25 protein-coding genes are annotated in these 25,714 nt (G+C 67.9%); 9 read left to right on the top strand and 16 right to left on the bottom strand.

What is annotated here, in order from left to right:
- Window positions 1-79: 79 nt before the first annotated feature.
- The 4 genes from hrcA to C5E41_RS06465 form a co-directional block, all read right to left on the bottom strand.
- Entirely contained in the window at window positions 80-1,111 is a 1,032-nt protein-coding gene (gene hrcA / locus C5E41_RS06480; RefSeq protein WP_036499751.1) for a heat-inducible transcriptional repressor HrcA, read from the bottom strand.
- Between the two features lie 233 nt (window positions 1,112-1,344).
- A complete protein-coding gene (locus C5E41_RS06475; protein WP_062962660.1) occupies window positions 1,345-1,554 on the bottom strand; it encodes a hypothetical protein in 210 nt (69 codons plus the stop codon).
- A 271-nt stretch (window positions 1,555-1,825) separates the two neighbouring features.
- Window positions 1,826-3,028: a radical SAM family heme chaperone HemW gene (gene hemW, locus C5E41_RS06470; protein ID WP_104374930.1), complete on the bottom strand. Its 1,203-nt coding sequence runs from the start codon at window positions 3,026-3,028 to the stop codon at window positions 1,826-1,828.
- A gap of 45 nt (window positions 3,029-3,073) precedes the next feature.
- The gene (locus C5E41_RS06465) at window positions 3,074-3,883 is read right to left on the bottom strand and encodes an AraC family transcriptional regulator (protein ID WP_104374929.1); all 810 of its coding nucleotides are present in this window, start codon (window positions 3,881-3,883) and stop codon (window positions 3,074-3,076) included.
- Between the two features lie 185 nt (window positions 3,884-4,068).
- Here C5E41_RS06465 and C5E41_RS35900 point away from each other — a divergent pair, with 185 nt between their 5' ends.
- From C5E41_RS35900 to C5E41_RS06435, 7 genes are all read left to right on the top strand, one after another.
- Window positions 4,069-4,452, top strand: coding sequence for a zinc-binding dehydrogenase (locus C5E41_RS35900; protein ID WP_368854486.1), 384 nt, complete (start codon window positions 4,069-4,071; stop codon window positions 4,450-4,452).
- 44 nt (window positions 4,453-4,496) lie between these two features.
- Window positions 4,497-4,589, top strand: a complete 93-nt coding sequence (locus C5E41_RS35895; RefSeq protein WP_368854180.1) for an Ms4527A family Cys-rich leader peptide — start codon at window positions 4,497-4,499, stop codon at window positions 4,587-4,589.
- 133 nt (window positions 4,590-4,722) lie between these two features.
- A complete protein-coding gene (locus C5E41_RS06455; RefSeq protein ID WP_104374927.1) occupies window positions 4,723-6,501 on the top strand; it encodes a nitrite/sulfite reductase in 1,779 nt (592 codons plus the stop codon).
- Between the two features lie 13 nt (window positions 6,502-6,514).
- Window positions 6,515-7,231 (top strand): phosphoadenylyl-sulfate reductase, encoded by a 717-nt coding sequence (locus C5E41_RS06450; RefSeq protein WP_104374926.1) that lies wholly within the window; start codon window positions 6,515-6,517, stop codon window positions 7,229-7,231.
- A complete protein-coding gene (gene cysD / locus C5E41_RS06445; RefSeq protein WP_104374925.1) occupies window positions 7,210-8,142 on the top strand; it encodes a sulfate adenylyltransferase subunit CysD in 933 nt (310 codons plus the stop codon). Before C5E41_RS06450 ends, cysD begins: the two co-directional genes overlap by 22 nt.
- Window positions 8,142-9,467, top strand: a complete 1,326-nt coding sequence (locus C5E41_RS06440; protein WP_104374924.1) for a sulfate adenylyltransferase subunit 1 — start codon at window positions 8,142-8,144, stop codon at window positions 9,465-9,467. The genes cysD and C5E41_RS06440 overlap by 1 nt, the downstream gene beginning before the upstream one ends.
- A 1-nt stretch (window position 9,468) precedes the next feature.
- Window positions 9,469-10,311, top strand: a complete 843-nt coding sequence (locus C5E41_RS06435; RefSeq protein ID WP_258080792.1) for a sirohydrochlorin chelatase — start codon at window positions 9,469-9,471, stop codon at window positions 10,309-10,311.
- Between the two features lie 78 nt (window positions 10,312-10,389).
- Here the strand turns inward: C5E41_RS06435 and C5E41_RS06430 are convergent, their stop codons facing one another.
- From C5E41_RS06430 to C5E41_RS06415, 4 genes are all read right to left on the bottom strand, one after another.
- Window positions 10,390-11,178 carry an HAD family hydrolase gene (locus C5E41_RS06430; protein ID WP_258080791.1) on the bottom strand — a complete coding sequence of 263 codons (789 nt, stop codon included), beginning with the start codon at window positions 11,176-11,178 and terminating at the stop codon, window positions 10,390-10,392.
- Between the two features lie 295 nt (window positions 11,179-11,473).
- Window positions 11,474-13,702 (bottom strand): Hsp70 family protein, encoded by a 2,229-nt coding sequence (locus C5E41_RS06425; protein WP_181063125.1) that lies wholly within the window; start codon window positions 13,700-13,702, stop codon window positions 11,474-11,476.
- 420 nt (window positions 13,703-14,122) lie between these two features.
- The gene (locus C5E41_RS06420; protein WP_104374922.1) at window positions 14,123-15,706 is read right to left on the bottom strand and encodes an FAD-dependent oxidoreductase; all 1,584 of its coding nucleotides are present in this window, start codon (window positions 15,704-15,706) and stop codon (window positions 14,123-14,125) included.
- Window positions 15,707-15,720: 14 nt separating this feature from the next.
- Window positions 15,721-16,728, bottom strand: a complete 1,008-nt coding sequence (locus C5E41_RS06415) for an AurF N-oxygenase family protein (protein ID WP_104374921.1) — start codon at window positions 16,726-16,728, stop codon at window positions 15,721-15,723.
- A gap of 282 nt (window positions 16,729-17,010) precedes the next feature.
- Here C5E41_RS06415 and C5E41_RS06410 point away from each other — a divergent pair, with 282 nt between their 5' ends.
- Together C5E41_RS06410 and C5E41_RS06405 are read left to right on the top strand one after the other, a co-directional pair.
- Complete coding sequence (locus C5E41_RS06410) at window positions 17,011-17,670, top strand: GntR family transcriptional regulator (RefSeq protein WP_104374920.1); 660 nt, start codon at window positions 17,011-17,013, stop codon at window positions 17,668-17,670.
- Window positions 17,670-18,935, top strand: coding sequence for an MFS transporter (locus tag C5E41_RS06405; protein ID WP_104374919.1), 1,266 nt, complete (start codon window positions 17,670-17,672; stop codon window positions 18,933-18,935). Before C5E41_RS06410 ends, C5E41_RS06405 begins: the two co-directional genes overlap by 1 nt.
- 160 nt (window positions 18,936-19,095) lie before the next feature.
- On the opposite strand, the gene C5E41_RS06400 is transcribed toward C5E41_RS06405, so the two are convergent.
- The 8 genes from C5E41_RS06400 to C5E41_RS06370 form a co-directional block, all read right to left on the bottom strand.
- On the bottom strand, window positions 19,096-20,316 hold the full coding sequence (locus tag C5E41_RS06400) for an Hsp70 family protein (protein WP_146097473.1): 1,221 nt from the start codon (window positions 20,314-20,316) through the stop codon (window positions 19,096-19,098).
- Between the two features lie 355 nt (window positions 20,317-20,671).
- Window positions 20,672-21,667, bottom strand: coding sequence for a sulfate/molybdate ABC transporter ATP-binding protein (locus tag C5E41_RS06395; RefSeq protein ID WP_030512833.1), 996 nt, complete (start codon window positions 21,665-21,667; stop codon window positions 20,672-20,674).
- Window positions 21,664-22,473: a sulfate ABC transporter permease subunit CysW gene (gene cysW / locus C5E41_RS06390; protein WP_104374917.1), complete on the bottom strand. Its 810-nt coding sequence runs from the start codon at window positions 22,471-22,473 to the stop codon at window positions 21,664-21,666. Before cysW ends, C5E41_RS06395 begins: the two co-directional genes overlap by 4 nt.
- Window positions 22,470-23,237, bottom strand: a complete 768-nt coding sequence (gene cysT, locus C5E41_RS06385) for a sulfate ABC transporter permease subunit CysT (RefSeq protein WP_258080813.1) — start codon at window positions 23,235-23,237, stop codon at window positions 22,470-22,472. The genes cysW and cysT overlap by 4 nt, the downstream gene beginning before the upstream one ends.
- A 174-nt stretch (window positions 23,238-23,411) precedes the next feature.
- Window positions 23,412-24,470 (bottom strand): sulfate ABC transporter substrate-binding protein, encoded by a 1,059-nt coding sequence (locus C5E41_RS06380; RefSeq protein ID WP_104374915.1) that lies wholly within the window; start codon window positions 24,468-24,470, stop codon window positions 23,412-23,414.
- A gap of 187 nt (window positions 24,471-24,657) precedes the next feature.
- Window positions 24,658-24,750 (bottom strand): Ms4533A family Cys-rich leader peptide, encoded by a 93-nt coding sequence (locus C5E41_RS35890; protein ID WP_310400397.1) that lies wholly within the window; start codon window positions 24,748-24,750, stop codon window positions 24,658-24,660.
- Between the two features lie 238 nt (window positions 24,751-24,988).
- A complete protein-coding gene (locus C5E41_RS06375; RefSeq protein WP_062962676.1) occupies window positions 24,989-25,246 on the bottom strand; it encodes a hypothetical protein in 258 nt (85 codons plus the stop codon).
- A 114-nt stretch (window positions 25,247-25,360) separates the two neighbouring features.
- Window positions 25,361-25,693, bottom strand: a complete 333-nt coding sequence (locus tag C5E41_RS06370; protein WP_104374914.1) for a hypothetical protein — start codon at window positions 25,691-25,693, stop codon at window positions 25,361-25,363.
- Window positions 25,694-25,714 lie beyond the last annotated feature (21 nt).

Here is a 25,714-nt window from a genome sequence, read left to right as displayed (position 1 = left end):
GCCGATGCTGCCATGTTCACTGTGGCCGACCGGCGAACTCGGTTGCCGGCCGGCGCGGATCCCGGTTACCGGGGCGGGCTCATCGTTCCGCGAGCACCTCGCCGATATAACGAGCGACCGCGGCGACCGAGGCGATCGTGCCGGGGTAGTCCATCCGGGTCGGGCCGACCACTCCCATACCTCCCAGCACGGTACCCGGCATACCGTACCCGGTGGATACCACCGAGGTGCCGCGCATCTGCTCGACGCGAGTCTCCTCACCGATCTGCACCGTCACCGTGCCGGGCTGCTGCGCCGCGGCCAGCAGCTTCAACACCACCACCTGCTCCTCGAGCGCCTCGAGGACGGCACGCAGCGAACCCGGGAAGCCGAAATCGCCGGCGTTGCGGGTCAGGTTGGCCGTGCCCCCCAGCACCAGCCGCTCCTCCGGATGTTCCACCAGGGTTTCGACCAGCACGGTCGACACCCGGACCAGGACGTCGCGCAGCCGGGCGGGGGCGTTCTCCGGCAGCGCCGCGACGGCGCTCGAGGCAGCCGACAGACGCTTACCGTCCATCGCCTTGCCGAGCATGCCGCGCAGTGCGGCGAGATCCTCGTCGTCGATCACCGCACCCAGATCGACGAGCCGCTGATCGACCCGCCCGGTATCGGTGATCACGACCAGCAGCAACCGGGCCGGATTGAGCGCCACGACCTCCAGGTGGCGCACGGTCGACGCCGAGACGGTCGGATATTGCACCATCGCGACCTGCCGGGTCAGCTGCGCCAGCAGCCGCACCCCGCGTCGCAGGACGTCGTCGAGGTCGACTCCGCTTTCCAGGAATTCCATGATCGCGCGGCGCTCGGCATTGGACAGCGGCTTGACCTCGGCGATGTTGTCCACGAACTGGCGATAGCCCTTGTCGGTCGGGATGCGACCGGAGCTCGTGTGTGGCTGGGTGATGTACCCCTCGGCCTCGAGGACCGCCATGTCATTGCGCACGGTTGCGCTGGAGACGCCCAGATTGTGCTTGTCCACCAGCGTTTTCGACCCGATCGGCTCCTTGGTCGCGATGTAGTCCGCGACGATCGCACGCAGGACCTCCAGCCGCCGCTTCTCGGTGCTCGACATCGGCCCCACCTCCTCGCTCGCCTTCGGAGTCCACGTGGCCGCACACGGGCAGCATCTACCACGCGGATTCCCGGTTGATCCGCTACCAGTTTAGTTCCTGTGCGGACGAGTTCCCGCGTGTGAGGTCGCACAGTGGCGCCGGACCGGCGCCGGGCACCCGGTCGCGCAGCGGAACGGAGGTCAGCCCCGGGCGGCGCGGGCGACGACGTCCGTCGTGCGCCCGAGGCGTGAACTCAGTCGGATTCGGCGACAAGTTTGCCTGCCGCCGCATCCAATCCGAGCATCGTCAGCAGCGACTGGCAGTCGTCGACTCCGGTCGAATGACTGGCCACCGCCCGCGCGGCGAGCGCGCTGCGCCGTGCGGCCTCGGCCTTCTCTGCGGCACGCGTTTCAGCGAACTCGCTCTGCTCGTGGACAAGTGTGATGTGGCGTGCCTGTGACATGGATCTCCTCAAGTTGCCTCGAACCCTACGCTGTCCGGGCCCGCGCCCGGGCCGCAGCGCCGAATTCGGGGCGAAATAGACTGATAGGTAGCGCCCGTCACCGCGGAATCCGATCGTTGGCATCGCTATACCCCACGACCGCGAAATCGTCCGGGTACCAACTCCATTCGGCCATCGTTGCCGAACGCTCCGATCACGCGAGACGGCACTGCCGGGCTCGATGAGCGCGAGACCAGCAGCGAAACAGACCGATCCGAGAGCCGACCGCCGGTCAGCCCAGCAGATCGCGAACCACGCCATCGGCGAGCAGACGCCCACGGTCGGTCAACACCAACCGGTCACGGTCGACAACGGCCAAACCGTCGGCGACCACACGCTCACATGCCGCGCGCCCATCGGCATCCAATTCCTCGAGCGGGAGTCCGGAGCGCAGGCGTACGCCGAGCATCACCCGCTCGGTGTACTGCTCCGCGTCGGTCAGCGCCTCCCAGCCGGCGGCGGGCAGTCCGTCGCCGGCGGCGACGCGCTCGGCGTAGCGGCCCGGATGCTTCACGTTCCACCAACGCACGCCGCCGAGGTGGCTGTGCGCGCCGGGGCCGGCGCCGAGCCAATCGCCGCCGTCCCAGTAGCCGAGGTTGTGCCGACAGCGCGCGGGAGACGTTGTGGCCCAGTTGGATACCTCGTACCAGCCGAATCCGGCGGCGGTGAGGCGGGCATCGATGCGTTCGTAGCCGGCGGCGAGGGTGTCTTCGTCGGGGGCGGGGAGTTCGCCGCGGCGGACCTTGCGGGCCATGGCGGTGCCGTCCTCGACGATCAGGGAGTAGGCGGAGACGTGGTCGACACCGGCGGAAAGGACCGCGTCCAGGCTGGTGTCGAGGTCGGCGTCGGATTCGCCGGGCGTGCCGTAGATGAGGTCGAGGTTGACGTGGTCGAAACCGGCTGCCCGGGCCTCGCGGGCGGCGGCCACGGCGCGCCCGGGAGTGTGGGTGCGGTCGAGGATGCGCAGGACGTGGCTCGCGGCCGATTGCATGCCGAGGGAGACGCGGGTGTATCCGGCCGCTCGGATGCGCTCGAAGAACCGCGGGGAGGTGGACTCCGGATTCGATTCCGTGGTCACCTCCGCATCGGCGGCGAGGGGGAACTCGGCGCGGATGGCGTCGAGGACGTCGGCCAGACCGTCGCCGCCCAGCAGGGAAGGGGTGCCGCCGCCGACGAAGACCGTCGACACCGGCGGTTGCGCACTCGGCAGTTCCGCGAAAGCCGCTGCCGCGGTGGCCAATTCCCCACGTAGGGCCTCGAGCCACGACTCCGGCGAGGCGGAGGAGCCCAACTCGCCCGCCGTATAGGTGTTGAAATCGCAGTAGCCGCAGCGCGTCGCGCAGAACGGGACGTGCACGTAGATCCCGAACGGCCCGCCGCCGAAATCGCGCAGCGCCGGCGCGGCGGTGGTGTGTTCGGGAGCGGATGCGGTCACCCCACCAGTGTGCCCGGTGCGGCGCAGTGACCGGCGGCACACCGGCTAGTCGATCGCTTCCGGCACAGATCGCCCGCGGCGGGTTCGGTGCGCGCGGGCGTATTTTCCGGGAGTGGTGCCGACGATGTCGGCGAACGCCGCGATGAAGCCGCTCGGATTCGCCCACCCGCAGGCGTGCGCGACGTACGTCGCGTCGTGGCCGTCGGCGAGCAGCACGAGCGCGTGCGAGATGCGCAGTTGAGTGCGCCATTCGTAGAAGGTCGCGCCGAGCTCGTCGTGAAACAGCCGGCTCAGCGTCCGCGCACCGGCCCCGACCCTGCGCCCGAGTTCAGCCAGGGCGGTGTTGTCGCCGGGGTCGTCGTGCAGAATCCGCGCCAGGGCCTGCAACCGGTCGTCGCGGGGTTGCGGCAGTTGCAGCGGCTGCTCGTGCGCTTCCCGCAGTTCGTCGACGAGCACGCGATGCAGCCGGGCGCGCGCACCGCGATCGTGGTCGCGGGGCCCGGTGAGACTGAGGAATACCTCGCGGGCCAGATCGGTGGCCCTGAACACCGCGGGGCGGTCCGGTAGCAGCCGGGCCGGTGCCGCCGGGAGAAAGACGATCCGCATGTCGGTCCGCCCGTGGGCGCGGTGCTGGTGCGTGAATCCGGCTGGAGTCCAGCCGATTCGGTTGGCCGGCACGATCGACGTCCCGCGTTCGGTGTGCACCGAGAGCACACCGCGGGCGGCGTACACCAGATGCCCGCGCGCATGCGCGTGGACCGAACTCGACGCTCCCGAAGCCCACTGGTGAACGCCCCCGGACGGCCACAGCCGCGACGTGGGAGCCGCCTCGGCAGGTTGGCGACGAACGGGCATGAATCGGCATTCTATCGATGGTCCGCCGCCTCGGACGCCGACGACAGTGAACGCATGAAGGAGACGACGATGCGTGCGGCGGTCTGTATGCGAGCGGGCGGGCCGAAGGTGCTGGAGATCGCCGAAGGTGCTGGAGATCAGGGAACTGCGATCCGCGGGTCCGGGCGGGATGGAGCCCGGTTCGGGTGCGCGGGGCGGGGGTGAACCGATCGGAGCTACGGACCCGGCAGGCCATTCTCCGGCCCGGAACCGGGATCACCGCCTTCCACAGCGACGAGCGCGCGGGCAGCACGGCGGTGTCGCAGCGCCTCGCCGACGCCGTCGTAGCGGGCGTTCCGCATCCGAATGTCGACCGCGTCTTCGCACTGGACGACGTGGGCGCGGCCCACCACCGGATGGAGAACGACGAGGCGACCGGAAAGCTCGTCCTCCTGCCCGAGCCGACCCCTCGGTGCCCCGTCGGACGGACCCGGCCGCGTCGCGATCGGCGAATCCTCTTGATCTATGACGCATCTCACAAATTAGGACGGCCGTCCAGGGAATTTCCCCCTTTTTTGCGGAGAATATGACCCACCGGTCGGAAAGACCCATCTGACATGGCACAATAACTCTCATGACCGGACTTGGAGTACGACTCGTGGCGCGCCGCCATGTCGACTTCAAGCGCGTCTGCAGCGCCAGTTGTCTGCCGGATCGCCTCCGGTAGCTCGGCCTCCCCTCTTCCCGGTTCCCGGCATCCGTCGCGATGCCCATCGGTTCGATTCGCTGAACACCGAAGGCGCGAGCCAGCCCCTCCCGCCTGCCGCAAGGCCTGATCCATCTTCTTCAGGAGCGACCCTATGACGTCGAGTACCGACGCCGGTCCCACCCCCGAGTCCGTTCGCGCGGATCGTGAACGTCTCGCCCGTGAGCGTCGCGCTCGGCCCCGCCCGGAGGCTTCCGGCCCGCGCGAACGTACCGGCAAGCCGGTCCGCCGCAAGTCCGAGGGCCAGTGGGCCCTCGGTTACCGGGAGCCGCTGAACGCGAACGAGCAGAGCAAGAAGGACGACAATCCGCTCAACGTCCGTGCGCGCATCGAGAACATCTACGCCAAGGGCGGATTCGACTCGATCGACAAGAGCGATCTGCGCGGTCGCTTCCGCTGGTGGGGCCTCTACACCCAGCGTGAGCAGGGCTACGACGGCACCTGGACCGGTGACGAGAACATCGATCTGCTCGAGGCCAAATACTTCATGATGCGCATCCGCTGCGACGGCGGCGCGCTGAACGTCGAGCAGGTGCGCACCCTCGGCCAGATCTCCACCGAGTTCGCCCGCGACACCGCGGACCTCTCCGACCGCGAGAACCTGCAGTACCACTGGATCGAAATCGAGAACGTCCCGGAGATCTGGCGGCGCATCGAGGCGGTCGGGTTGCAGACCACCGAGGCCTGCGGCGACTGCCCGCGTGTGGTCCTCGGCTCCCCGCTGGCCGGTGAGTCGCTGGACGAGGTCGTCGACGGCAGCTGGGCGGTCGAAGAGATCACCCGGCGCTACATCGGTAAGAAGGAGTACTCGAACCTTCCCCGCAAGTTCAAGACGGCGATCTCCGGCCAGCAGGATGTGGTCCACGAGATCAACGACGTCGCGTTCGTCGGCGTCGAACATCCCGAGCACGGCCCCGGTTTCGACCTGTGGGTCGGCGGCGGCCTGTCCACCAATCCGATGCTCGCGCAGCGGGTCGGTGCGTGGGTGCCGCTGGACGAGGTGCCGGATGTGTGGGAAGCGGTCGTCTCGCTGTTCCGTGACTACGGTTACCGCCGGTTGCGGACCAAGGCGCGGTTGAAGTTCCTCATCAAGGACTGGGGCGTCGAGAAATTCAGAGAAGTTCTCGAAACCGAGTACCTGCAGCGCAAGCTCATCGACGGTCCGGCGCCCGAGAAGCCGGCCCGGCCCATCGACCATGTCGGCGTGCAGCGGCTGCGCAACGGTCTCAACGCGATCGGCTTCTCCCCGATCGCCGGTCGCGTCTCGGGCGCGATCCTGACCCAGGTCGCCGACGCCGTCGAACGGGTCGGTGCGGACCGGATCCGGTTCACCCCCTACCAGAAGATCGTCGTGCTCGACGTCCCCGACGACAAGGTCGAAGAACTCATCGCCGAACTGGAACCGCTGGGCCTGCAGGCCCGGCCGTCGGCCTGGCGGCGAAACCTGCTGGCCTGCAGTGGTATCGAGTTCTGCAAGCTCTCCTTCGTGGAGACCCGCAAGCGTTCGCAGGTCCTGGCGCCCGAACTCGACCGGCGCCTGGCCGATATCAACGCCCAGCTCGACGTGCCGGTCACGATCAACATCAACGGCTGCCCCAACTCCTGCGGCCGTTCGCAGATCGCCGACATCGGTTTCAAGGGTCAGCTCGTCGACGACGGCGAGGGGAATCAGGTGGAGGGCTATCAGGTTCACCTCGGTGGCAGCCTCGGGCTCGACAGCGGCTTCGGCCGCAAGCTGCGCCAGCACAAGGTGACCAGCGAGGAGCTCGGCGACTACATCGAGCGTGTCGTCCGCAATTTCGTCAAGAACCGCAACGACGGTGAGCGGTTCGCGCAATGGGCCGTCCGCGCCGACGAGGCCGACCTTCGGTAACGGGAGATTCAGTATGGCAACCACTTTGGAAAAGCTGAGCGAAGCCGAGCTGCGCGGGATCGCCGAGGACGGCGCGGCGCGGCTGGGTCCGGACGCCTCGGCCACCGAGCTGCTGCAGTGGACCGAGGACACCTTCGGTTCCAGCTACATCGTCGCCTCGAATATGCAGGACGCGGTGCTGGTGCAGCTGGCCGCGCAGGTGCGGCCCGGTGTCGAGGTCCTGTTCCTCGACACCGGCTACCACTTCGCCGAAACCATCGGCACCCGGGACGCGGTCGAAACCGTCTATGGCGTGAACATCCTCAATGTGCAGCCCGAACACACCGTCGCCGAACAGGATCGGCTGCTGGGCAAGGATCTGTTCGCGCGCGATGCGGGTGAATGCTGCCGGCTGCGCAAGGTGGTCCCGCTGAAGAAGTCGCTGACCCCCTACAACGCCTGGGTGACCGGCATCCGGCGCGTGGAGGCCCCCACCCGGGCCAACGCCCCCCTGATCTCCTTCGACGAGGGCTTCGGCCTGGTGAAGATCAACCCGATCGCCGCCTGGTCCGACGACGAGATGGCCGCGTATATCGACCAGCACGGCATTCTCGTCAATCCTCTTGTCGAGGAGGGATATCCGTCCATCGGTTGCGCTCCGTGCACGCGGAAACCGGAACCGGGATCCGATCCGCGAAGCGGCCGCTGGGCCGGCCTCGCCAAGACCGAATGCGGGTTGCACGCCTCATGACTTCAACGGTGACCGAAACACAATTCGATACCCTCGCCGCCCTCGAGAGCGAAGCCATCCACATTTTCCGTGAGGTGGCGGGCGAATTCGAGCGTCCGGTGATCCTGTTCTCCGGCGGGAAGGACTCCACGGTCCTGCTGCACCTGGCGCTCAAGGCCTTCTGGCCCGCGCCGCTGCCGTTCTCGCTGCTGCACGTGGACACCGGCCACAACCTCGACGAGGTGCTGGCCTTCCGCGACCACGTGGTCGAGAAGTACGGGCTGCGGCTGCACGTCGCGAGCGTCGAGGAGTACCTGGCCGACGGCCGGCTCACCGAGCGGCCCGACGGTATCCGCAACCCGCTGCAGACCGTGCCGCTGCTGGACGCCATCACCGAGAACCGCTTCGACGCGGTCTTCGGCGGCGGCCGGCGCGACGAGGAGCGGTCGCGGGCCAAGGAGCGGATCTTCTCGCTGCGCGACGCCTTCGGCCGCTGGGACCCGAAGCGGCAGCGCCCCGAACTGTGGAACCTGTACAACGGCCGGCACGCGCCCGGTGAGCACGTGCGGGTGTTCCCGCTGAGCAACTGGACCGAACTCGACATCTGGCGCTACATCGCGCGCGAGAACGTCGAACTCGCGACCATCTACTACGCGCACGAGCGGCCCGTCTACCAGCGCGACGGCATGTGGATGACCCCGGGCTCCTGGGGTGGTCCGCGCGAGGGTGAGGAGCTGGTGGTCAAGTCGGTGCGCTACCGCACCGTCGGCGACGGATCCACCACCGGCGCAATACTTTCCGATGCCGCGACCAACGACGACATCCTCGCCGAGGTCGCCGCGTCGCGACTCACCGAACGTGGCGCGACCCGCGGCGACGACCGCGTCTCCGAGGCCGCCATGGAAGACCGCAAGCGAGAGGGTTACTTCTGATGAGCGAGTGGAGCTTGCGGAACGAGCAGACAACACAGCCCGATCTCCTCCGTCTCGCCACCGCCGGCAGTGTCGACGACGGCAAGTCCACCCTGGTCGGACGCCTGCTCTTCGACACGAAATCGGTGCTGGCCGACCAGATCGACGCCGTCACCCGGGCTTCGGTCGACAAGGGCCTGGCCACCCCCGATCTCTCGCTGCTGGTCGACGGGCTGCGCGCCGAACGCGAACAGGGCATCACCATCGATGTGGCCTACCGGTACTTCGCGACGCCGAAACGGTCCTTCGTGCTCGCCGACACCCCGGGCCACGTGCAGTACACCCGCAACACCGTCTCGGGCGCGTCGACGGCACAGTTGGTGATCCTGCTGGTCGATGCCCGCAAGGGTGTCATCGAGCAGACCCGGCGCCACGCCGCGGTGATGGCGCTGCTGGGCGTGCCGAAGCTGGTACTGGCGGTGAACAAGATCGATCTGGTCGACGACGCGGAAGCGGTCTTCGCCCAGATCGTGGCCGAGTTCACCGAGCTGACGAGCAAACTCGGCTGGGCCGCCGAAGACGTCGTGGAGATCCCGGTCTCGGCGCTGCACGGTGACAATATCGCGTCGCGCTCGGCGAACACCCCGTTCTACGACGGCCCCTCCCTGATCGAGCATCTGGAGTCGGTGCCTGTCGATGCCGACAGCACCGGCCGTCATCAGGTGGGCCTGCGCTTCCCGGTCCAGTACGTGATCCGCCCGCGAACCGCGGAGTATCCGGACTACCGCGGGTATGCCGGGCAGGTCGCCGCGGGCGTGGTGTCGAAGGGGGACGAGGTCGTGGTGCTGCCCTCCGGCATCCGGACCACGGTCGAGCGCATCGACACCGCCGACGGCGAACTGCCCTCCGCCCAGCCCGGCCGCAGTGTGACCCTGCTGCTCACCGATGATGTCGACATCTCCCGCGGTGACACCATCGTCGCGGCCGCCGATGCGCCCGACCCGATCGATTCGTTCGACGCCACAGTCTGCTGGCTCGGCGACAAGCCGCTGCGGCCCGGCGCCCGCCTGCTGCTCAAGCACGGCACCCGGACCACGCAGGCCATCGTCGGCGCGCTGATCGAGCGGTTCGACGAGCAGAACCTGGCCGCCGATCCGAATCCGGAATCGTTGGCGCTCAACGATATCGGCCGCATCTCGGTACGCGTCGCGGAGCCGATCGCGGCCGACGACTATCGGGTCAACCGGTACACCGGCAGCTTCCTGCTCATCGACCCGGCGGGCGGTAACACGCTGGCCGCGGGCCTGGTGGGCGACGTACTGACCTCCGTCGAGGTCGGCAGCTGAGATGGGTTCGGCCGGTGGGATGTTCGTGAACCGCGAGCGGTCGCTCAGGCCGTTCGCCGCGCACACCACGGCTTCCGGCACCGGACTTGCCGATGCCGGAGACCGGGCCGGCCGTCCCCCGGCGTTCATCGCGGTCGCACACGGGAGCCGTGATCCGCGGTCCGCCGCGACGATGTCGGCCGTGGTCGCCGAGATCGCCGGACACCGTCCGGATGTCGACGTACGACTGGCATTCCTGGATCTGAACACCCCCTCGGTGGAACAGGTCATCGATGCCGTTGCGACACAGGGACATACCGAGGCCATCGTCGTTCCGTTGCTGCTGGGCAGCGCTTTTCACGCCCGGGTCGATCTACCCGGCATGCTGGCGGCTGCCCGCCATCGGCATCCGCTACTGCGAATCACGCAGGCCGATGTGCTCGGGACCGACGAGCGACTGGTGGCGGCGTTACGGGACAGAGCGCTGAACGCGGGGGCCGATCGCGACGATGCCGAGCTGGGTATCGCGGTCGCAGCCGTCGGGTCGTCGTCCGCTGCCGCCAACCGGATCACGGCCGAGGTCGCAGTGGCGCTCACGCGCGGCACCCGCTGGCGGTCCGCGATCTGCTTCGCGACCACGCAGCCGTCGCTGAGCCGAGCGGTCTCGGATCTGCGCCGCCGGGGAGCCCGCCGGGTGATGGTCGCCCCATGGTTCCTCGCCCCGGGATTGCTCATCGATCGTCTGGCCGTCGCCGAGCCCGGCCTCGTGCACGCGCCCGCGATCGGGCCGCACCGGTTCCTCACCGAGGTCGCCCTCGAGCGCTATCGAGCCGCCGACCGGCTATTCCTCGATCTCTCGGCCTGATTCCACCTGGCCGCACGGCAGTCTCGGTCACACCGGCCCCTGGACTCGCGACGGTCGCGCGACTTCGGGCGCCGGGGTTCATCCGGCGAACCAGCGCTCCAGCACCAGGGCCGCCCCGTCCTCGCTGATATCGGCGGTCGTTTCGTCGGCGAGCTCGTGAACCGGGGGCACCGCGTTGCCCATGGCGACGGAATGTCCTGCCCAGGTGAGCATTTCGATATCGTTGTAGCCGTCGCCGATGGCCAGGGTCTGCTCGAGCGGGATGTCGAGAGTCAGGCGAAGTTGTTCCAGCGCCCAGCCTTTGGACACCCCCTGTTTGGAGGCGACCAGCCACGGTTCGTCCTCACCGTGCACCCAGCCGGCTCCAGGGAGGTCGAGGTCGCCGACGGCGTCGATCATTTCGTCGAGGCTGCCGCCGGGCCACCAGCCGTTCAGCCGCGTGGTGGGCTCCAGGCTCAGTTCGGCATCGTCGACGAAGCGGAATTCGCCGAGCCGGAAGCTGCCGGGATAGTAGCCGGTGGCCCAGGTACCCACCCCCACCTTCTCCACCGACAGCACCATATCGGGCAGCAGTGAACGCAGCGTCGCGACCGCGGGTTCCGGATCGAAGGTGTGGACCGCCAGTGGCTCCCAGTTCGAAATGTCGACGTGCACAGCGCCATTCGAGCACAGCGCCTGACCCTCCTCGAGTCCCAGCTCCTCCATCACGAGCCGGGTGGCGAGCAGGGTGCGGCCGGTCGTGATCACCACATGGGCGCCCGCATCGACCGCGGCGCGCACCGCCGCACGCACCCGCGGGCTCATCGGTGCGCCCGCCTGCAGGATGGTCCCATCCACATCCAGGGCAATCAGTCGAGGACTGTTCACCGAGTCATTGTCACCGATTGTGCGTCTGCGCTTACAGCCCCGCCACCGTTACCCAACGGTATGCCCCCCAAGGGCTGGATGACACGTCAACTGCAGGTCCGAATCCCGCGAGCTTTGTCGGCTTCGCGCGACTTGACTGGCAGTGGTCACGAGATCGTCTGGCAGACAACGGATATGGAGAGGACAACAGAGATGGACACGACGGTGCACCACCGCTTCGAGTCGAAGGTCGTGCTGCACTCGTAGTCGCCGGCCGGCCGCGTTATCGGTGGCCGAGGCCTGTCGGGGAACCCGGTCAGTGCCCGAAACCGCCGAAACCACCGCTGTGGAAGCCGCCGCCCAGGCCGCCCCCGTGGAAGCCGCCACCGGGGGTGACGCCCAGGCCGGGGTGGCTCGGCGCGACGGCCCCGGGGTGGGCGGGGGCGACCGGAGCGGGGTTCGTCCCGCCGGGCCGGGTAGCGCCGCCGGGAGGTGTGGCCGCGCTCGCCCCGGGGCCGGGCTTCGCATTGTCCCCGGCGTTCGCAGTGCCGTTCGAATTCGCAGCGCCGTTCGAATTCGCAGTGCCGTTCGAATTCGCAGCGCCGTTCGAATTCGCAGCGCCGTTCGAATTCGCAGCGCCGTTCGAATTCGCGGAGTCGCCCGAGTGGGAGCCGCCGTCGGAATTCGCCGTACCACCGGCATCGGTTCCGGTGCCGGAGTTCGCGGCGTCGCCGGAGCGTGCCGGGCCCGAGTCCGCGGCCCCCGGTTTCGCCGCATCCGATTCCGTACCACCGGAGTTCGCGGAGTCGTCGGCGTGCGCGCCGTGCGTATCGGCGCTGTTGGACCCCGAGCCGTTGGACGATGCGCTCGAACCGCCGGTCTCGCCGGCCGAGTTCGACTCGGCCGACGTGGTACCCGAGCCGTCACCGCTGGCCGCGGTGCCGCTCGAGTGCCCGGACTCCGGAGCGGACGCGGCATCGCCGGAATGCGAATTCCCGGACGCCGCTGCGGGAGCGGCGGCCGTGTTGTCGGCGGGCGCGGGGTTCGTGCCCGATGCGGGTGTGGTCGAACCGTCCGGTTTCGGCGCCGGACTTCCGGATTTCGACGAGTCCCCGGGTGTGGTGCCCCCGTCGGGCGGGGTGCCCTGATCACCTGATCCCGGCTCACCGGGATGTCCCGTGCCGGGCAGGTTGCGGGCCGCGGCGCCGGCCGCCAGGAGCGCCGCCGCACCCGAGTTCACGAACGGCATGGGGTTGGTGAAACGCGCCGGATCGGAGTAGGTCCGGGCGCGGGGCGGCACGCAGGGCGTGACAGCGCCGTAGTCGCGCAGCGCATTGTCGACCCGATCGGTCATGGCGTGCGAAAAGTCGTGCGCCGCACCGGCATAGCCGCGCAATCCGGTCAGCGAGGTGCCCATCAGGCTGTCGGCGCGGGCCGCCAGCGCCGTGAATCCGACCCCGAAGCCGGGCGTCTGCGGCAGCTCGCCGAACTGTTCGCGCAACGCATCCGCCGGACCGGCCAGCGCGGGGGCGAATTCCATGATCGGGCCGTCGGTACCGAGCGGGCCACCACCGATCATGGTTGCCGCCGACATCGCGAGGGCGGAGACGACCGCGGCGGAGGACGCAACCGCCGCACCCCGGGCATACCGCCCGGCATTGCTGTTGCTCGTGGCGAATCGAGCCGAGGCGATGGCGGCTCCGGTCGCGACCGTGTGCGCCGGGTCCGGCGGGACGATCACCGGAGGGCCCAATTCGGCCAGCACCTCCGCCACCTCGACCGGCCGCGCGGCGCCACCGATCAGTAACACGCGATCGATGTCGTCGATGGTCACCCGCGCACGCTTCAGGCAATCGCGGACCACCCGAAGGGAATTGCGCACATGCCACGTGCGCAGGCGGCGGGTGTCCTCGGCCGGCACCACCTTCGACACCGGTGCCGGCACGTCCGGAGCCAGCGCCCGCGCGTAGCGCGCCAGGACGGCGCCCAGCGGCCGGCCACCGAAGGCATCGGATCGCAGCGCCGAGCCGAGCACTCCGCGCTGATTCCATTCCGCTTCGGTCCGGACCACCGCGACGTCCAGGTTGTTGGCGCCCAGATCGTAGACGAGCGTGGAACAGCTTGCGGAAACACCATATTCGTCGTCGAGCCATTCCACGGCGGCCACCGGTTCGGGCATCAGAATCACGTCGAAGGCGCCGCAGCGGTGCAACGCGTACTGCAGCGATGCGATCTGCCGGTCGGTGTAGCAGGCGGGATAGGTGAGGACCGGCCCCGCTTCGGGATCGCTGCCATCGATCAGGCAGGTGGCGACCGAGGCGACCAGGTCGGCCGACGATCGGATCCGGCCGCCCAGCGACACCGGCTCGCGCGTGCGGGTGAGATCGGCGAAATCGGTGACCACCGGCGCGAATCGAGGAACTCCCCCGACCCGGACATCCCCGGAGCGGTCGAAAGTGACCGCGGTGCGGCGCACGCGGACCGCCGGACGGCCGCGATCACCGGTAGTTGCCGCCCACACGGAATTCACTGTGCCGATGCTCATGCCGAAGCCAACCGTCATTGCCATCCCGTCAACGCACCGAGACCACGGCCCCAGGTGCTTCAACCATGTGGTCGCGGTCGTTTACCAAACAGCGAACACAGGTTAGCTGGTCGGTCTCGATCACGGAAACCGAATGGACGGAAAAGCTTTCACACTCGCCGCTCGATCGAGCAAAAGACCTGATAGACCGCGATCTTCGACAAGATCAGAAGGTCGAATTCACCTACCGCACGAGAATAGCTGGCAAAACTGGCCATTTCACAGTCGATCGCGCAGAATACCGACCGGTTTTCTATGGAATTGCGGCAATGACATTCACGAGACCGAATTCCGTGCCGCCGTTCCGGATGACTGGATGGTTGCCGAAACGACGACCGCCCCGATCCGGGTGGATCGGGGCGGTCGGCTGATATGTCCGGCTCACGCGCGAGCGAGCAGCTTACGCTTCCACCACGGCTGGGCCGTGGCACCGCCGCGCACCGCATCGGGGCGGCGGCGCTGGACCAGCCGATCGAAATCGGCGGCGTCGGCGGTGGGGCGGCGCAGACGCCCGGCGTTGAAGTCGTCGGCCAGCTGTCGCACCGTCTGCTGTGCGCAGAACTTGTTGGTACCGATGAAGCCCGTCGGACCGCGCTTGATCCAGCCGGTCACATAGGTGCCCGGAACCACCGCGGCGCCGGCGGATTCGAGCACCCGGCCGTCGGCGTTCGGGATGACACCGGCGCGCTCGTCGAACGGCACCCCCGGCACGGCCACACCGCGGTAACCCACCGAAGCCAGAACCAGCGCGGCATCCAGGGTTTCGGTCTCGTCGGTCGCGACGGCCCGGGTGATGCCCGCCTCGTCGGTGACGAGTTCGTTGCGCACCAGCTCGATTCCGGTCACCCGGTCGGTGCCGACCAGTGCCACCGGCGAGGAGCGATAACGGAAGACGATGCGTTTGCGCGCGCCCACCGGGCGGTCGGCCACGCCGCGCAGCAGCTTCAGTTTCCGCTCGACCTTCTGCGGCATATCCGGAGTCGGTTCCGGCACATCACCTTCCACGACGATGTCGAGATCGGATCCGAGCAGGCCCACGAATTCGGGGACGGTGAAGGCGGATTCGGCGGGACCGCGGCGGCCCACGATCACCACTTCCTCGATCTTGCTGTGCCGCAGTGCCGCCAGCGCCGTCGGCGACACCTCGGTGGCATCGAGCAGGTCGGCATCCATGGTGAGAATCCGGGCCACGTCGAGCGCGACGTTGCCGTTGCCGACGATCACCGCGCGCCGCTGCGACAGATCGAAACTGCGCTGCGCGTAGTCCGGATGGCCGTTGTACCACGCCACGAACTCGGTCGCGGACAAGCTGCCGGGCAGACCCTCGCCGGGGATACCGAGCTTGCGGTCGGAGGAGGCGCCCACGGCGTAGATCACCGCATCGAAGTGGTCCAGCAGTTCGGCGTGCGAGATGTCCTCACCCACCGCCACATTCAGGTACGACCCGAATCCGGGCTGCGCGGAGATCACATCGAACAACCGGCTCACCTGCCGGGTCCGGGTATGGTCGGGCGCGACGCCGTGGCGGGCCAGGCCGTAGGGTACCGGCAACCGGTCGAAGACCGTCACCGTCACCTCCGGCTGAGTGAGCAGCTCGTCGGCGGCGTACATCGCCGAAGGGCCCGAACCCACGATCGCGACGCGCATCGGGCCGCGATCGGTGTCCACCTCGGCGGCGGGCACCGGCTTGGCCAGCAGCGGACGCGGCCGCGCCTGGCGATAGAAATCGGCGTTGATCTCGATGAAGGGCTTCTGCTCCGCGGTGAGCTTCGTCGAGGAGGTGATGGCGTCCACCGGACAGGCCGTGGCACATGCGCCGCAGTCCACGCATGCCGCGGGATCGACGTACAACATCTCGGCCGTCGGAAAATCCGGTTCGTCCGGCGTGGGATGGATGCAGTTGACCGGGCATGCGTAGACACAGGAGGCGTCGCTGCAGCACGACTGGGTGACTACATACGGCACTGTATGGCTACCCTTCAGGCGGCTTTGGTCTTGGCGCGCTGCGGCTCGGAGCGGTACCGGCTGGCCGGACCGTCGATCTTCAGCAGCTTCCAGACGTTCTTCGAGATCGGGTTCATCAGGCCCAGATCTTTGGCCAGGGCCCGCACGTCGATGAAGTAGTCGGCGAAGGTCTGCCGCGCCTCGGCGGAGCCGTAGAACAGTTCCTTACGCACGTCGTCCGGGATGTCGAACTCCTCGAAGAAGGACTTCGGCGGAGTCGCGATGGACCGGCCGAGAATCCACATCACGATCGGCATGGCCAGCGACAGCACGAACTTCGCGGCCGGATTCGACTCCGGCACATGCTTCTTCAGGAACTCGTGCGCGAAGGAGATGTGGCGCGCCTCCTCGGCGACGTGAATCGCCATGACTCCGCGCATGATCGGATGCACTTCCTCGCCGGAGCGCAGGATCTGCTTCTGGATGTGGTCGATCGGTTCCTCGCCGGCGAGTACCGCCATGAAGAACAGATTGGGGAGCCGCGCGGCGACCGGTGCGGCAACGTAGCGGAACTTGCGCACCAACGGGCCCATCCCCGGCACGTCGATGCCGATCCGGTTGACCATCTCCTGGAACATCAGGGTGTGGTTGTGCTCCTCGATCATCTCGTGGGAGCAGTACCGGAATTCGGGCGAACCGTTGGGCAGGCCGAAGTTGTGGGTCGCCATGCCGCTGATCAGGATCGACTCGAACTGCAGACCGACCTTGGCCACATTGGCCTGGCGGTACTTGCCGATTGCGATCTTCCGCTCCTCCGGCAGCGCTTTATACCAAGGGTGACGCCCGAGCGGGTCGGCGGATTCCGGAAGGATCCACCGCTGTTCACCGGCATCGGCGGCGAAATCGGGGTTGTCCCAGTCGATGTCGGTGAACGGATCGAAGTGCTTGTTGACCGACCCCTCGGACAGCAGAAGCAGCTTCTGGGCGTATTCCATGGCCTGGGCGACCACAGGGTCTACTTCCGGCGTCGCGGCAACGGACATCGTCGTCACAGCCTCTCCATCTCGCATGGGTAACTGTTTCCCATAGTTACACCTATAACGGCGTGGGTCAACACCGGCGACCGGCCGTGCCGGACACGATCGCGCAACCCCGCCGATAGTCCGCCGAATTCGCAGCTCAGCGGCAACCGAAACAGCATTACCGGGATGTACTGTGCGGGTCGTCACATCGGAGGGGAGGGCGTCACCACCCACTTTCGAGGCGGGTCGTACGTGTCGGCACCCACATGGCAATTCATCCCATGTCCGGCTAAGCTACAACTTGTGTCTAAGACGTATTCAGCGGCGGAGCGCGCGTACCGGGAGATCAAGGAGCGCATCCTGACCGGGGCACTGCCCGGCGGAGAGCTGATCAGCGAGGGCGAGATCGCGACCGATCTGGGCACCTCGCGTACTCCGGTCCGGGAGGCGTTCCTGCGGTTGGAGACCGAGGGCTGGATGCGGCTGTATCCCAAACGCGGCGCGCTGGTGGTACCGATTCCCTCGCACGAGGCCGAGCACGTCGCCCATGCCCGCTATGTGGTGGAGACCGCGGCGGTGCGCGCCCTCACCGCCGACGACCGGCCGGCACTGATCGACGCCCTGCGCGAATCGCTCACCCGCCAGCGCGAACTCGTCGCGAACCTCGCCACGTCCGACGGCCGGGCGCTGTCCCGCTTCGCCACCGAGGACACCGACTTTCATCGCGGCTATGTGGTCGCCGCGGGCAACCCGCTGCTCACCGGGTTCTACGACTCGCTGCGCGAACGCCAGCGGCGGATGAACAGCGTCGCCCTGCATCGCGCGCCGATGAATACCGCCCGCATCGTGGAACAACATGCGCAGCTGACCGATCTGATCGCCGCCGGCGATACCGCGGGCTTCGATACCGCACTGGCCGAACACCTTTCGGGTGTGCACCAGCTCGAACTGAGAGGACTGTGATGACCGCGCCAACCGCCGTCGACATCCGCCCGACACGGCTCGGCGCCATCCCGCACGCCTGGTGGGGGGTGGCCGCGGCGGTCTTCGCGATCGCCTGGGGCGGAAACGAATTCACCCCACTGCTGGTGATGTACAAGAACGACGGCCTGCCGGTCACCACGGTCGATCTGCTGCTGTTCGACTACGTCCTGGGCATCGTGCCGGCGTTGCTGATCGGCGGGCCGCTGTCGGATCGCTACGGCAGGCAGCGGCTGATGCGGCCGGCACCGCTGATCACCGCGGTGGGATCGACGCTGCTGGCCTTCGGTTCCGGCGTGGTGCCGATGTTGTCGATCGGTCGTGTCCTGTGCGGAGTCGGTCTCGGGCTGGCGATGGCCGTGGGCGGCAGCTGGTTGAAGCAGCTGTCGCAGCCGCCGTTCGGGCCCGCGTCGGCTCCCGGCACCGGCGCTCGGCGCTCGGCGATGAGCCTCACCGGCGGTTTCGCCATCGGAGCCGGCGTGGCCGGAGTGCTGGCGCAGTGGGCGCCGTGGCCCGCGACCCTGGCCTATCTCATCAATGTGGCGCTGTGCCTGATCGCGGCCGTCTGGGTGCTGCGCGTGCCGGAAACCGTAGCGCCGCAACCGATCCGCAAGCCACTGCGTGAGGATCTGCGGATTCCGGTGGCAGGCCATCGGCGTTTCCGCCGCATCGCACTGCCGCTGGCGCTGTGGCTGTTCACCTCCGCCGCGGCCGCCTACGCGATCCTGCCGACGCTGGCCGCCGACCGCATCGCCACAACGCCGATCGCCTTCTCCGCCTTGATCACGGTGATCACGCTGGGATGCGGTTTCGCCATCCAGTCGGTGGCGCGGCGGATCGATCTGCCGGGTACCGCGCGGATCGCGGCACTGTCGCTGATCCTCACCACCGCCGGCATGGCCGCATCCGTCTACGCGGCGGCATCGTTGCAGCTGTGGACCGTCGTCGCGACCGCTGCCCTGCTCGGCTTCGGATTCGGCATCGGGATGGTCGCCGGACTGCAGGAGATCGAGCGGATCGCCCGGCCGGACGATCTGGCCGGGCTGACCGCGGTGTTCTATTCGGTGAGCTACCTCGGATTCGGTTCGCCGGCGCTGCTGTCGCTGCTGCACAACGCATGGCGCATCGGCTATCCGGTGATGTTCGCGGTCGGCGCGGTCCTCGCCCTCGGATGTCTCGCGGTGGTGCTCGACAACTATCGCGATCCGGACAGCGCGAGCGCCGTCGAGCAACGGATCAGCCGATAAGTCGAGTCGGGCAGGTCGTTGTCGGCCCCGGCGTCCCCTTATCCCGCCCGCGACATCCCACAAGCACCCGCGACCCCGGGCGATAACGCACCCGCGACTGCGCCCGCTGCCGGCGGGTGCAGTCGCGGGGATGGCGGTCCGCGGGCGCGGCGGCACGCCGTCAGTGCTGCATGTGCACGAGCCCGGCGCCCATGGATTGCGCTCCCGCTTCATCACCCACCACAGCCGTTGCCGCGAACAGCGCGCCACCGGCCGCGACGGCGACGGTGACCGCGACCCGCGTCAGCCGGCGGCGCAGCATGCGCGGCGGCTCGGGCCGCTCGGGCGCCTCGGCGACCTCGCTCTCCCGGGCCGATTCCGCGGCGCGGCGGGCGAGGACGGCCGCACCCTCGGCGATCGTGCGCTCCGGGTCCGGGGCGACGATCACCGGCCGTGCCAACGCCGCGGCCAGGACCGCGGCGACTTCGGGCGGACGGGCGGCGCCGCCGACGACCAGCACGCAGTCGACGTCGGCCATCGTGACGCGGGCTCGTCCGAGGCATTCGTACACCACATCGAGCGACTCACGGATGTGCGCGGTGCGCAGGGCCGTGATGGCGGCGTCGGAGTCGGCAGCCGGCCAATCACCGGCGCGCCAGTTGTCCTGCGCGGCCATCTTCGCACCGAAGGCGCGGCCACCGAAGGCGGTGGAGCGCAAGGGTTCCCCGATCACCGGCCGGGCCGGAGTACCGGCGCCGATACGCACCAGGGTGACGGTCAGCCCCGATCCACCGAGGTCGTAGACCAGCGCCAAGCCCGGCAGCAGCGGACCGTGCGCCGCCGACAGCCAGGCCGCGGCCGCCACCGGTTCGGCCACCAGGGCGGCATGGGAGAGTCCGATCGAATCGAGGGCCTCGCGCAGTTCGAGCATCCGCTCTTCGCCGTAACTCACCGGATGTGTCACGGCGACAGCGGTTTCCGGACTGCGACCGTCGGCGGTGGCCACCACGTGGGCGGACACGTCCGCGACCACGGTGCGCGCGACGGTCGCCACCAGATCGGCCGCGGACAGCGAACGATGACGTACACGCGCGGTCCGGCCACGCTCGTTCAGATCGGCGAAATCGGTCACGGCGCGGCCGTGGCGTGGAATCCGGCCGACCCGCGCGGTGCCGCTGCTGTCGAAAGTAAGTGTCGTGCGCCAGGTTCCGGGCATCGTACGCTGCTGCGACAGCGCGGATTTCGGGCCCGAGGCCCGCTTGCGCCGGCCGGTCGCCGCGCGCCCACCGGATTCGCCGGCCGCGCTGCGCCCGCGGCCACGTGTGTTCTTCCCGCTCTCAGCAGTATCGACGGCGCACACCGTGTTGACCGTGCCGATACTCACTCCGAGCCCAACCGTCATCACAATTCCCCTCGATCGACGAGCGTACGTTCGCTGACATGTCCCGATCCGGCATCAGGCAACCACTGTGCTGAGAACTTGCCAAGCACCGGACAATCGGTTGTCCGCTCAACCGCCGCACTCCGCGACGACGCCGCCGATACCGCAGATATACCCATTTACCTGCGGTAACAAATCAGGCAATTCATACGCGCAGTGGACATTTCGCGACACCGACCGACCGGTACAGGTTTGCCAGCAATCGTCCGAATATCCTCGGACACCGTATACCGGCGATCCGGCAACGGTGGCGCATCCAGCGAAACACCCACTCCCCCAACGCCGCACGAGCGCTCGGAACCGCCGGCAGGCGAGATCAGGCCGCCGGCAGTTCCGGGATGCGGGTGGCGCGGGCGAAGACGGTCTCGCCCTCCGCCAACCGCAAAGCCTCCGCATCACCGCGAGTGACCTGCGCGGTGAACAGATCGCCGGTGGCCGCATTGCGCAATTCGAGGCGAACCTCGAAACCCAGGCGGACGACGCGCTCAACGGTCGCGCGGGTCACGCCCGCCGACTCCGCGGTGCCCTCGTGCTCGGCCAGGGCCATACCCGGATCGCGGCCGATGCGAATATCGTGCGGACGCACCAGATGTCCGTTCAACTTGGCCACCGCACCGAGGAAGGACATGACGAATTCGTTGGCGGGACGGTCGTATACGTCTTCGGGCGTTCCGACCTGTTCGATGCGACCGGCGTTCATCACCGCGATCCGGTCGGCGACATCGAGCGCTTCCTCCTGGTCGTGGGTGACCAGCACCGTCGTCACGTGCACCTCCTCGTGCAGGCGCCGCAACCACGTGCGCAGGTCGTGTCTCACCTTGGCGTCGAGGGCGCCGAAGGGTTCGTCGAGCAAGAGCACCTGCGGGTCGACGGCCAGCGCCCGGGCCAGAGCCATGCGCTGACGCTGACCACCCGACAGTTGCGCCGGATAGCGATGCTGGAAACCGTCCAGGCCCACGATGCCGAGCAGTTCGTCGACGCGCTTGCGGATCTCGTTCTTCGGCCGCTTGCGGATCTTCAGCCCGAACGCCACGTTGTCGCGCACGGTCATGTGTTTGAACGCCGCGTAGTGCTGGAAGACGAAGCCGATATCACGCTTCTGCGGCGAGACCCGGGTGACGTCGCGGTCGGCGATGGTCACGATGCCCGAATCCAACGATTCCAAGCCGGCGATCGAGCGCAGCAGCGTCGATTTCCCGGAACCGGAGGGCCCCAGCAGCGCGGTCAGCTCCCCGGAGGGAATGTCCAGGCTGACGTTGTCGAGGGCGGCGAACGAACCATATCGCTTGTTCGCGTCGGTGACGGTGATCATTTGGCAGTGCCCCGCTTGCGTTCGAGAAGGGTCATCAGGATGAGGGTGACGAGCGCCATGGCCATGAGCAGGGTCGCCGCACAGTAGGCGCCGAAGGCGTTGTGGTCGTTGATATAGCGACCGTGCACCAGCAGCGTCAGGGTCTGGGAAATTCCGGGCAGTCCGGACGACACCATGATCACGGCGCCGAATTCGCCGAGGGCGCGGGCGACGGTGAGCACGATGCCGTAGGTCAGGCCCCACCGGATGGCCGGCAGTGTGATGCGCCAGAAGGTCTGCCAGCGACTGGCGCCCAGGGTCGCCGCGGCCTGCTCCTGATCGTCGCCGATCTCGTGCAGGACCGGGACGACCTCGCTGACCACGAAGGGCAGCGTCACGAAGAGCGTGGCGATCACCATGCCCGGCAGGCCGAAGATCACCCGGAAGCCGAAGCTGTCGAGGCCGCCGAACCAGCCGCCGACACCCCACAGCATGATCAGCGATACGCCGACCACCACCGGTGACACCGCGAACGGCAGATCCACCACACCCTGAATCAGCGTGCGCCCCCGGAAGTTTCCGCGCACCAGGGCGATGGCGGTGATGACTCCGAAGACCACATTGAGCGGCACCACGATCGCGACGATCAACAGCGACAGATTGAACGCCGAGATCGCGGCGGGTGTGGTGATGGAATCGAGGAATGCGCCGATCCCGTGCTGGAAGCTGCGCCAGAGAATGATCACCAGCGGAGCCACCAGCAACACGATCAGATACGCGAGCGCGATCACGCGCAGCGAAATCCGGGACGGGGCGGACAGTTTCATCGGCTGGCCTGTTCCTTGCGGGCGGTGCGTTCGGAGAAGACGCGCAGGATCAGCAAGGCGGCGAAGGAAATCGCGAGCAGCGCTACCGACACCGCCGCCGCGTTCACCGGACGGTCCACCTCGATCTGCTGCTGGATGTACTGCGACGCCACCTGAGTGCGGCGCGGAATATTGCCGCCGATCAAGACCACCGAGCCGTATTCACCGATGGCGCGCGCGAAGGCGAGACCGCCGCCGGAGATGATGGCCGGCGCGAGCGACGGCAACACGACGCGACGGAAGATGGTCAGGTTGTTCGCGCCCAGCGAGGCGGCGGCCTGCTCTACTTCCTTATCCGCTTCGATCAGCACCGGCTGCACCGAGCGCACGACGAACGGCAGCGTCACGAATGCCAGCGCCACCACGAGTCCCGGCTGGGTGGCGTTGAGGTGGATACCGACCGGGCTCTGCGGCCCGTACAGCGACAGCAGCACGATGCTCGCCACAATGGTCGGAAGCGCGAACGGCAGATCGATCAGGGCATTGACGAAACTCTTGCCCGGGAAATCGTCGCGCACCAGCACCCACGCCACCACGGTGCCCATGACGACGTTGATCACGGCGACGACCACCGATACGAGAACCGTCACCCGCAACGCGTCCAGTGCCGCGGGTGCGGTCACCGCATCCCAGAACCCGGACCACCCGTCGTCGAACGAATGGACCGTCAGCGCGGCCAGCGGCAGCAAGACGATGATGCTCAGCCACAACACCGTGATCGCCAGGCCGAGCGAACCCGCCGAACCGGTGAGCCGCGACCGCCAGGCCGGTCCGGCGGACCGCTGCCGGACAACGCCGGGACCGGTGGTGGTCCCAGCGTCGGTACTCCTGCCGGTTTCGGCCTTCGTACGGGTGTCAGTCACAGTTGCCCAGTATTCCGTGCGCTCCGAGTCACCGGCTCACTTGGTGGCTTTGTCGTAGAGCACCGCCACGCTGCCGGTATCGGGTGTGAACAGGTCCTTGTCGACCTTCTTCCACCCGCCTAGATCAGCAATGGTCCACAGCTTCTGCGGAGCCGGGAAATCCTTGCTGTACTGCGCGGCGACCTGCGGATCGACCGGACGGAAACCGGCCTGCGCCCATGCCTTCTGACCCGCCTGCGAGTACAGGAAGTCCTTGAACGCCACGGCCGTGGTGGGGTTCTTGGCGTTCTTCGTCACGGCCACCGGATTCTCGATCTTGAAGGTGGTCGGCGGGATGACGTGCTCGATCGGATCACCGCTGCGTTCGGAGAAGATCGCCTCGTTCTCGTAGCTGAGCAGGACGTCACCGGTGCCCTGCAGGAAGGTCTCGGTCGCCTCGCGGCCGGACTTCGGCTGCACCTTGATGTGGTCCTTGGAGATCAGCTTGCCCAGGTAGTCCAGGCCCGCCTGCGGATTCTTCCCGCCGTCACTCGCCGCGGCATAGGGCGCCAGCAGGTTCCACTTGGCGGAGCCGGAGCTGAACGGATTGGGTGTCACCACCTCGACGCCCGGCTTGATGAGGTCGTTCCAGTCGTGGATCCCCTTCGGGTTGCCCTTGCGGACGGCGATCACGACGACCGAACCGAACGGCACACCCTTGTTGGCGTCGGCGTTCCAGTTCGAGTCGACCAAGCCGGCATCCACCAGCCGGGTGATGTCGGGCTCGACCGAGAAACTGACGACGTCGGCCTGGGCCCCGTCCTTCACCTTTCGCGACTGGTCACCGGAGGCGCCGTAGGACTGCTGGATCTGCGCGCCCTTGCCGGCCTCGGTCTTGTTGAATTCGCCGATCACCTTGTCGTAGCCCGGCTTGGCGACCGAATAGGCGAACAGCGTCAGCTGTCCGCCACCAGCGGCCGCGTCGCCGCCGGCGGTATCGCTCGAGCCACCACTGCAGGCGGCGGTCAGTCCCACGGCCGCCAGCGCCGTGAGCGCGACGGCGATGCGCCCTCGGCGCACCGAGAACCAGGATCTGCTGGACGATCTGCGAGACATGGACGTGACCTTTCCTGCCGCCCGCCACCGGCATACTGCTGCCGGGGCCGGAAGTACTTCGATTCAGCGGTAGATCTGCCCCGGCGAATGCCGGACAGAGGCGCATGCGGCAGAGCCGCGGGAAGCGGAAACGCTGCGGAAAAGATGTGCGCCGATCCGATGGAGAAGGCGCAGCGTGTCCGATCAGCTATCGACGACAGTGAATGTCCGCGACGACGAGACAGCCGACCGCGATCAACGCCAATTCATGGCGGACCTGCGGAACAACGCTCGATGACACGGGCAGACTCTAACAGAGCGCTCGAAACCGCGCGAATCGGTCGAAGCGGAATTGGCCGGATCTGTCGAAACTCGGGAAAAACCGCCCATGACCGGCGGGAAGTATTCACGTTTCGGATTCCTGGCCGCCACCGCACCGACACGGAACGACAACCGGGGTCCGGGCGAACCGTGGTGAAGACCACAGTCGCGCGGACCCCGGAGCGTGCGTTCCGGCACCAGCCGATCGGGCGGCCGGCCTACTCCTCGTCGGCGGACTCGGGCGGGCTTTCGTAGAGGTCGAGCACCCACTCCTCGACGGCGGTGTCCTCACCGTCCTCGTCGGGCTCGTCGGCGCGCAGCCGGTTCTGCAGCCGCACACCCAGACCGAGCAGTTGCGCGGCGCGCACCATCTCGATCGCCTCGTCGGCGGTGGTGTAGTGGGTCGCGATCAATCGGGGTCCGTCCTCGATCTCCAGAAGCTGCTCGAGGTCGACGAATTCCTCATCGGTTGGCATGGGCTGCACAGTACCTGCAACCTCCGACAGCCGGGGATTATCGCGTCAGCAACCAGGCGACGACGATCAGCACGAGCAGCGCGATCAGCGCCAACTGAACCCGTGAGCGTGGCATCAGATCGCTTCCTTCGGCCTCGGACCCGGAGTATGCATCGAGGCGCCGGCCAACGCCGGTTCGGGCGGTGCGATGGTCGCCGCACCGGACGCGATCTCGGATGCCGCCGCCATCTCGGCTGCCGCGTCGCCGGCGACGATGTCGGTCTCGGCGACGACCGAGCGGTCCCGGCCGAGCAGCCGCAGCACGATCCGCAATCCCCGATCGAGCAGGTAGGCGATCAGGAAACTGACCGGCACCGCCCCGACCAGAACCACGACGAACTGCGGGATGAACGGTAATCCGGCCACCCACAACTCGAAGCCGTCCCACCAGCCCGCGACATGATGCACAACCACCAGCCTAGTAGGTCA

The sequence above is a fragment of the Nocardia nova genome (assembly GCF_002933465.1).
GTDB lineage: Bacteria > Actinomycetota > Actinomycetes > Mycobacteriales > Mycobacteriaceae > Nocardia > Nocardia nova_B.
Note: the sequence above shows the minus strand (reverse complement) of the source record. Positions and strands in the feature narration are given on the sequence as shown.

What these genes read in the sequence shown, in the direction of transcription:
- hrcA (WP_036499751.1), bottom strand. Translation starts at nt 1,111, where the DNA reads ATGTCGAGCACCGAGAAGCGGCGGCTGGAGGTCCTGCGTGCGATCGTC.
- C5E41_RS06475 (WP_062962660.1), bottom strand. Translation starts at nt 1,554, where the DNA reads ATGTCACAGGCACGCCACATCACACTTGTCCACGAGCAGAGCGAGTTC.
- C5E41_RS06465 (WP_104374929.1), bottom strand. Translation starts at nt 3,883, where the DNA reads ATGCCCGTTCGTCGCCAACCTGCCGAGGCGGCTCCCACGTCGCGGCTG.
- C5E41_RS35895 (WP_368854180.1), top strand. Translation starts at nt 4,497, where the DNA reads ATGACCGGACTTGGAGTACGACTCGTGGCGCGCCGCCATGTCGACTTC.
- C5E41_RS06455 (WP_104374927.1), top strand. Translation starts at nt 4,723, where the DNA reads ATGACGTCGAGTACCGACGCCGGTCCCACCCCCGAGTCCGTTCGCGCG.
- C5E41_RS06450 (WP_104374926.1), top strand. Translation starts at nt 6,515, where the DNA reads ATGGCAACCACTTTGGAAAAGCTGAGCGAAGCCGAGCTGCGCGGGATC.
- cysD (WP_104374925.1), top strand. Translation starts at nt 7,210, where the DNA reads ATGCGGGTTGCACGCCTCATGACTTCAACGGTGACCGAAACACAATTC.
- C5E41_RS06440 (WP_104374924.1), top strand. Translation starts at nt 8,142, where the DNA reads ATGAGCGAGTGGAGCTTGCGGAACGAGCAGACAACACAGCCCGATCTC.
- C5E41_RS06435 (WP_258080792.1), top strand. Translation starts at nt 9,469, where the DNA reads ATGGGTTCGGCCGGTGGGATGTTCGTGAACCGCGAGCGGTCGCTCAGG.
- C5E41_RS06425 (WP_181063125.1), bottom strand. Translation starts at nt 13,702, where the DNA reads ATGAGCATCGGCACAGTGAATTCCGTGTGGGCGGCAACTACCGGTGAT.
- C5E41_RS06415 (WP_104374921.1), bottom strand. Translation starts at nt 16,728, where the DNA reads ATGTCCGTTGCCGCGACGCCGGAAGTAGACCCTGTGGTCGCCCAGGCC.
- C5E41_RS06405 (WP_104374919.1), top strand. Translation starts at nt 17,670, where the DNA reads ATGACCGCGCCAACCGCCGTCGACATCCGCCCGACACGGCTCGGCGCC.
- C5E41_RS06400 (WP_146097473.1), bottom strand. Translation starts at nt 20,316, where the DNA reads ATGACGGTTGGGCTCGGAGTGAGTATCGGCACGGTCAACACGGTGTGC.
- C5E41_RS06395 (WP_030512833.1), bottom strand. Translation starts at nt 21,667, where the DNA reads ATGATCACCGTCACCGACGCGAACAAGCGATATGGTTCGTTCGCCGCC.
- cysW (WP_104374917.1), bottom strand. Translation starts at nt 22,473, where the DNA reads ATGAAACTGTCCGCCCCGTCCCGGATTTCGCTGCGCGTGATCGCGCTC.
- C5E41_RS06380 (WP_104374915.1), bottom strand. Translation starts at nt 24,470, where the DNA reads ATGTCTCGCAGATCGTCCAGCAGATCCTGGTTCTCGGTGCGCCGAGGG.
- C5E41_RS06375 (WP_062962676.1), bottom strand. Translation starts at nt 25,246, where the DNA reads ATGCCAACCGATGAGGAATTCGTCGACCTCGAGCAGCTTCTGGAGATC.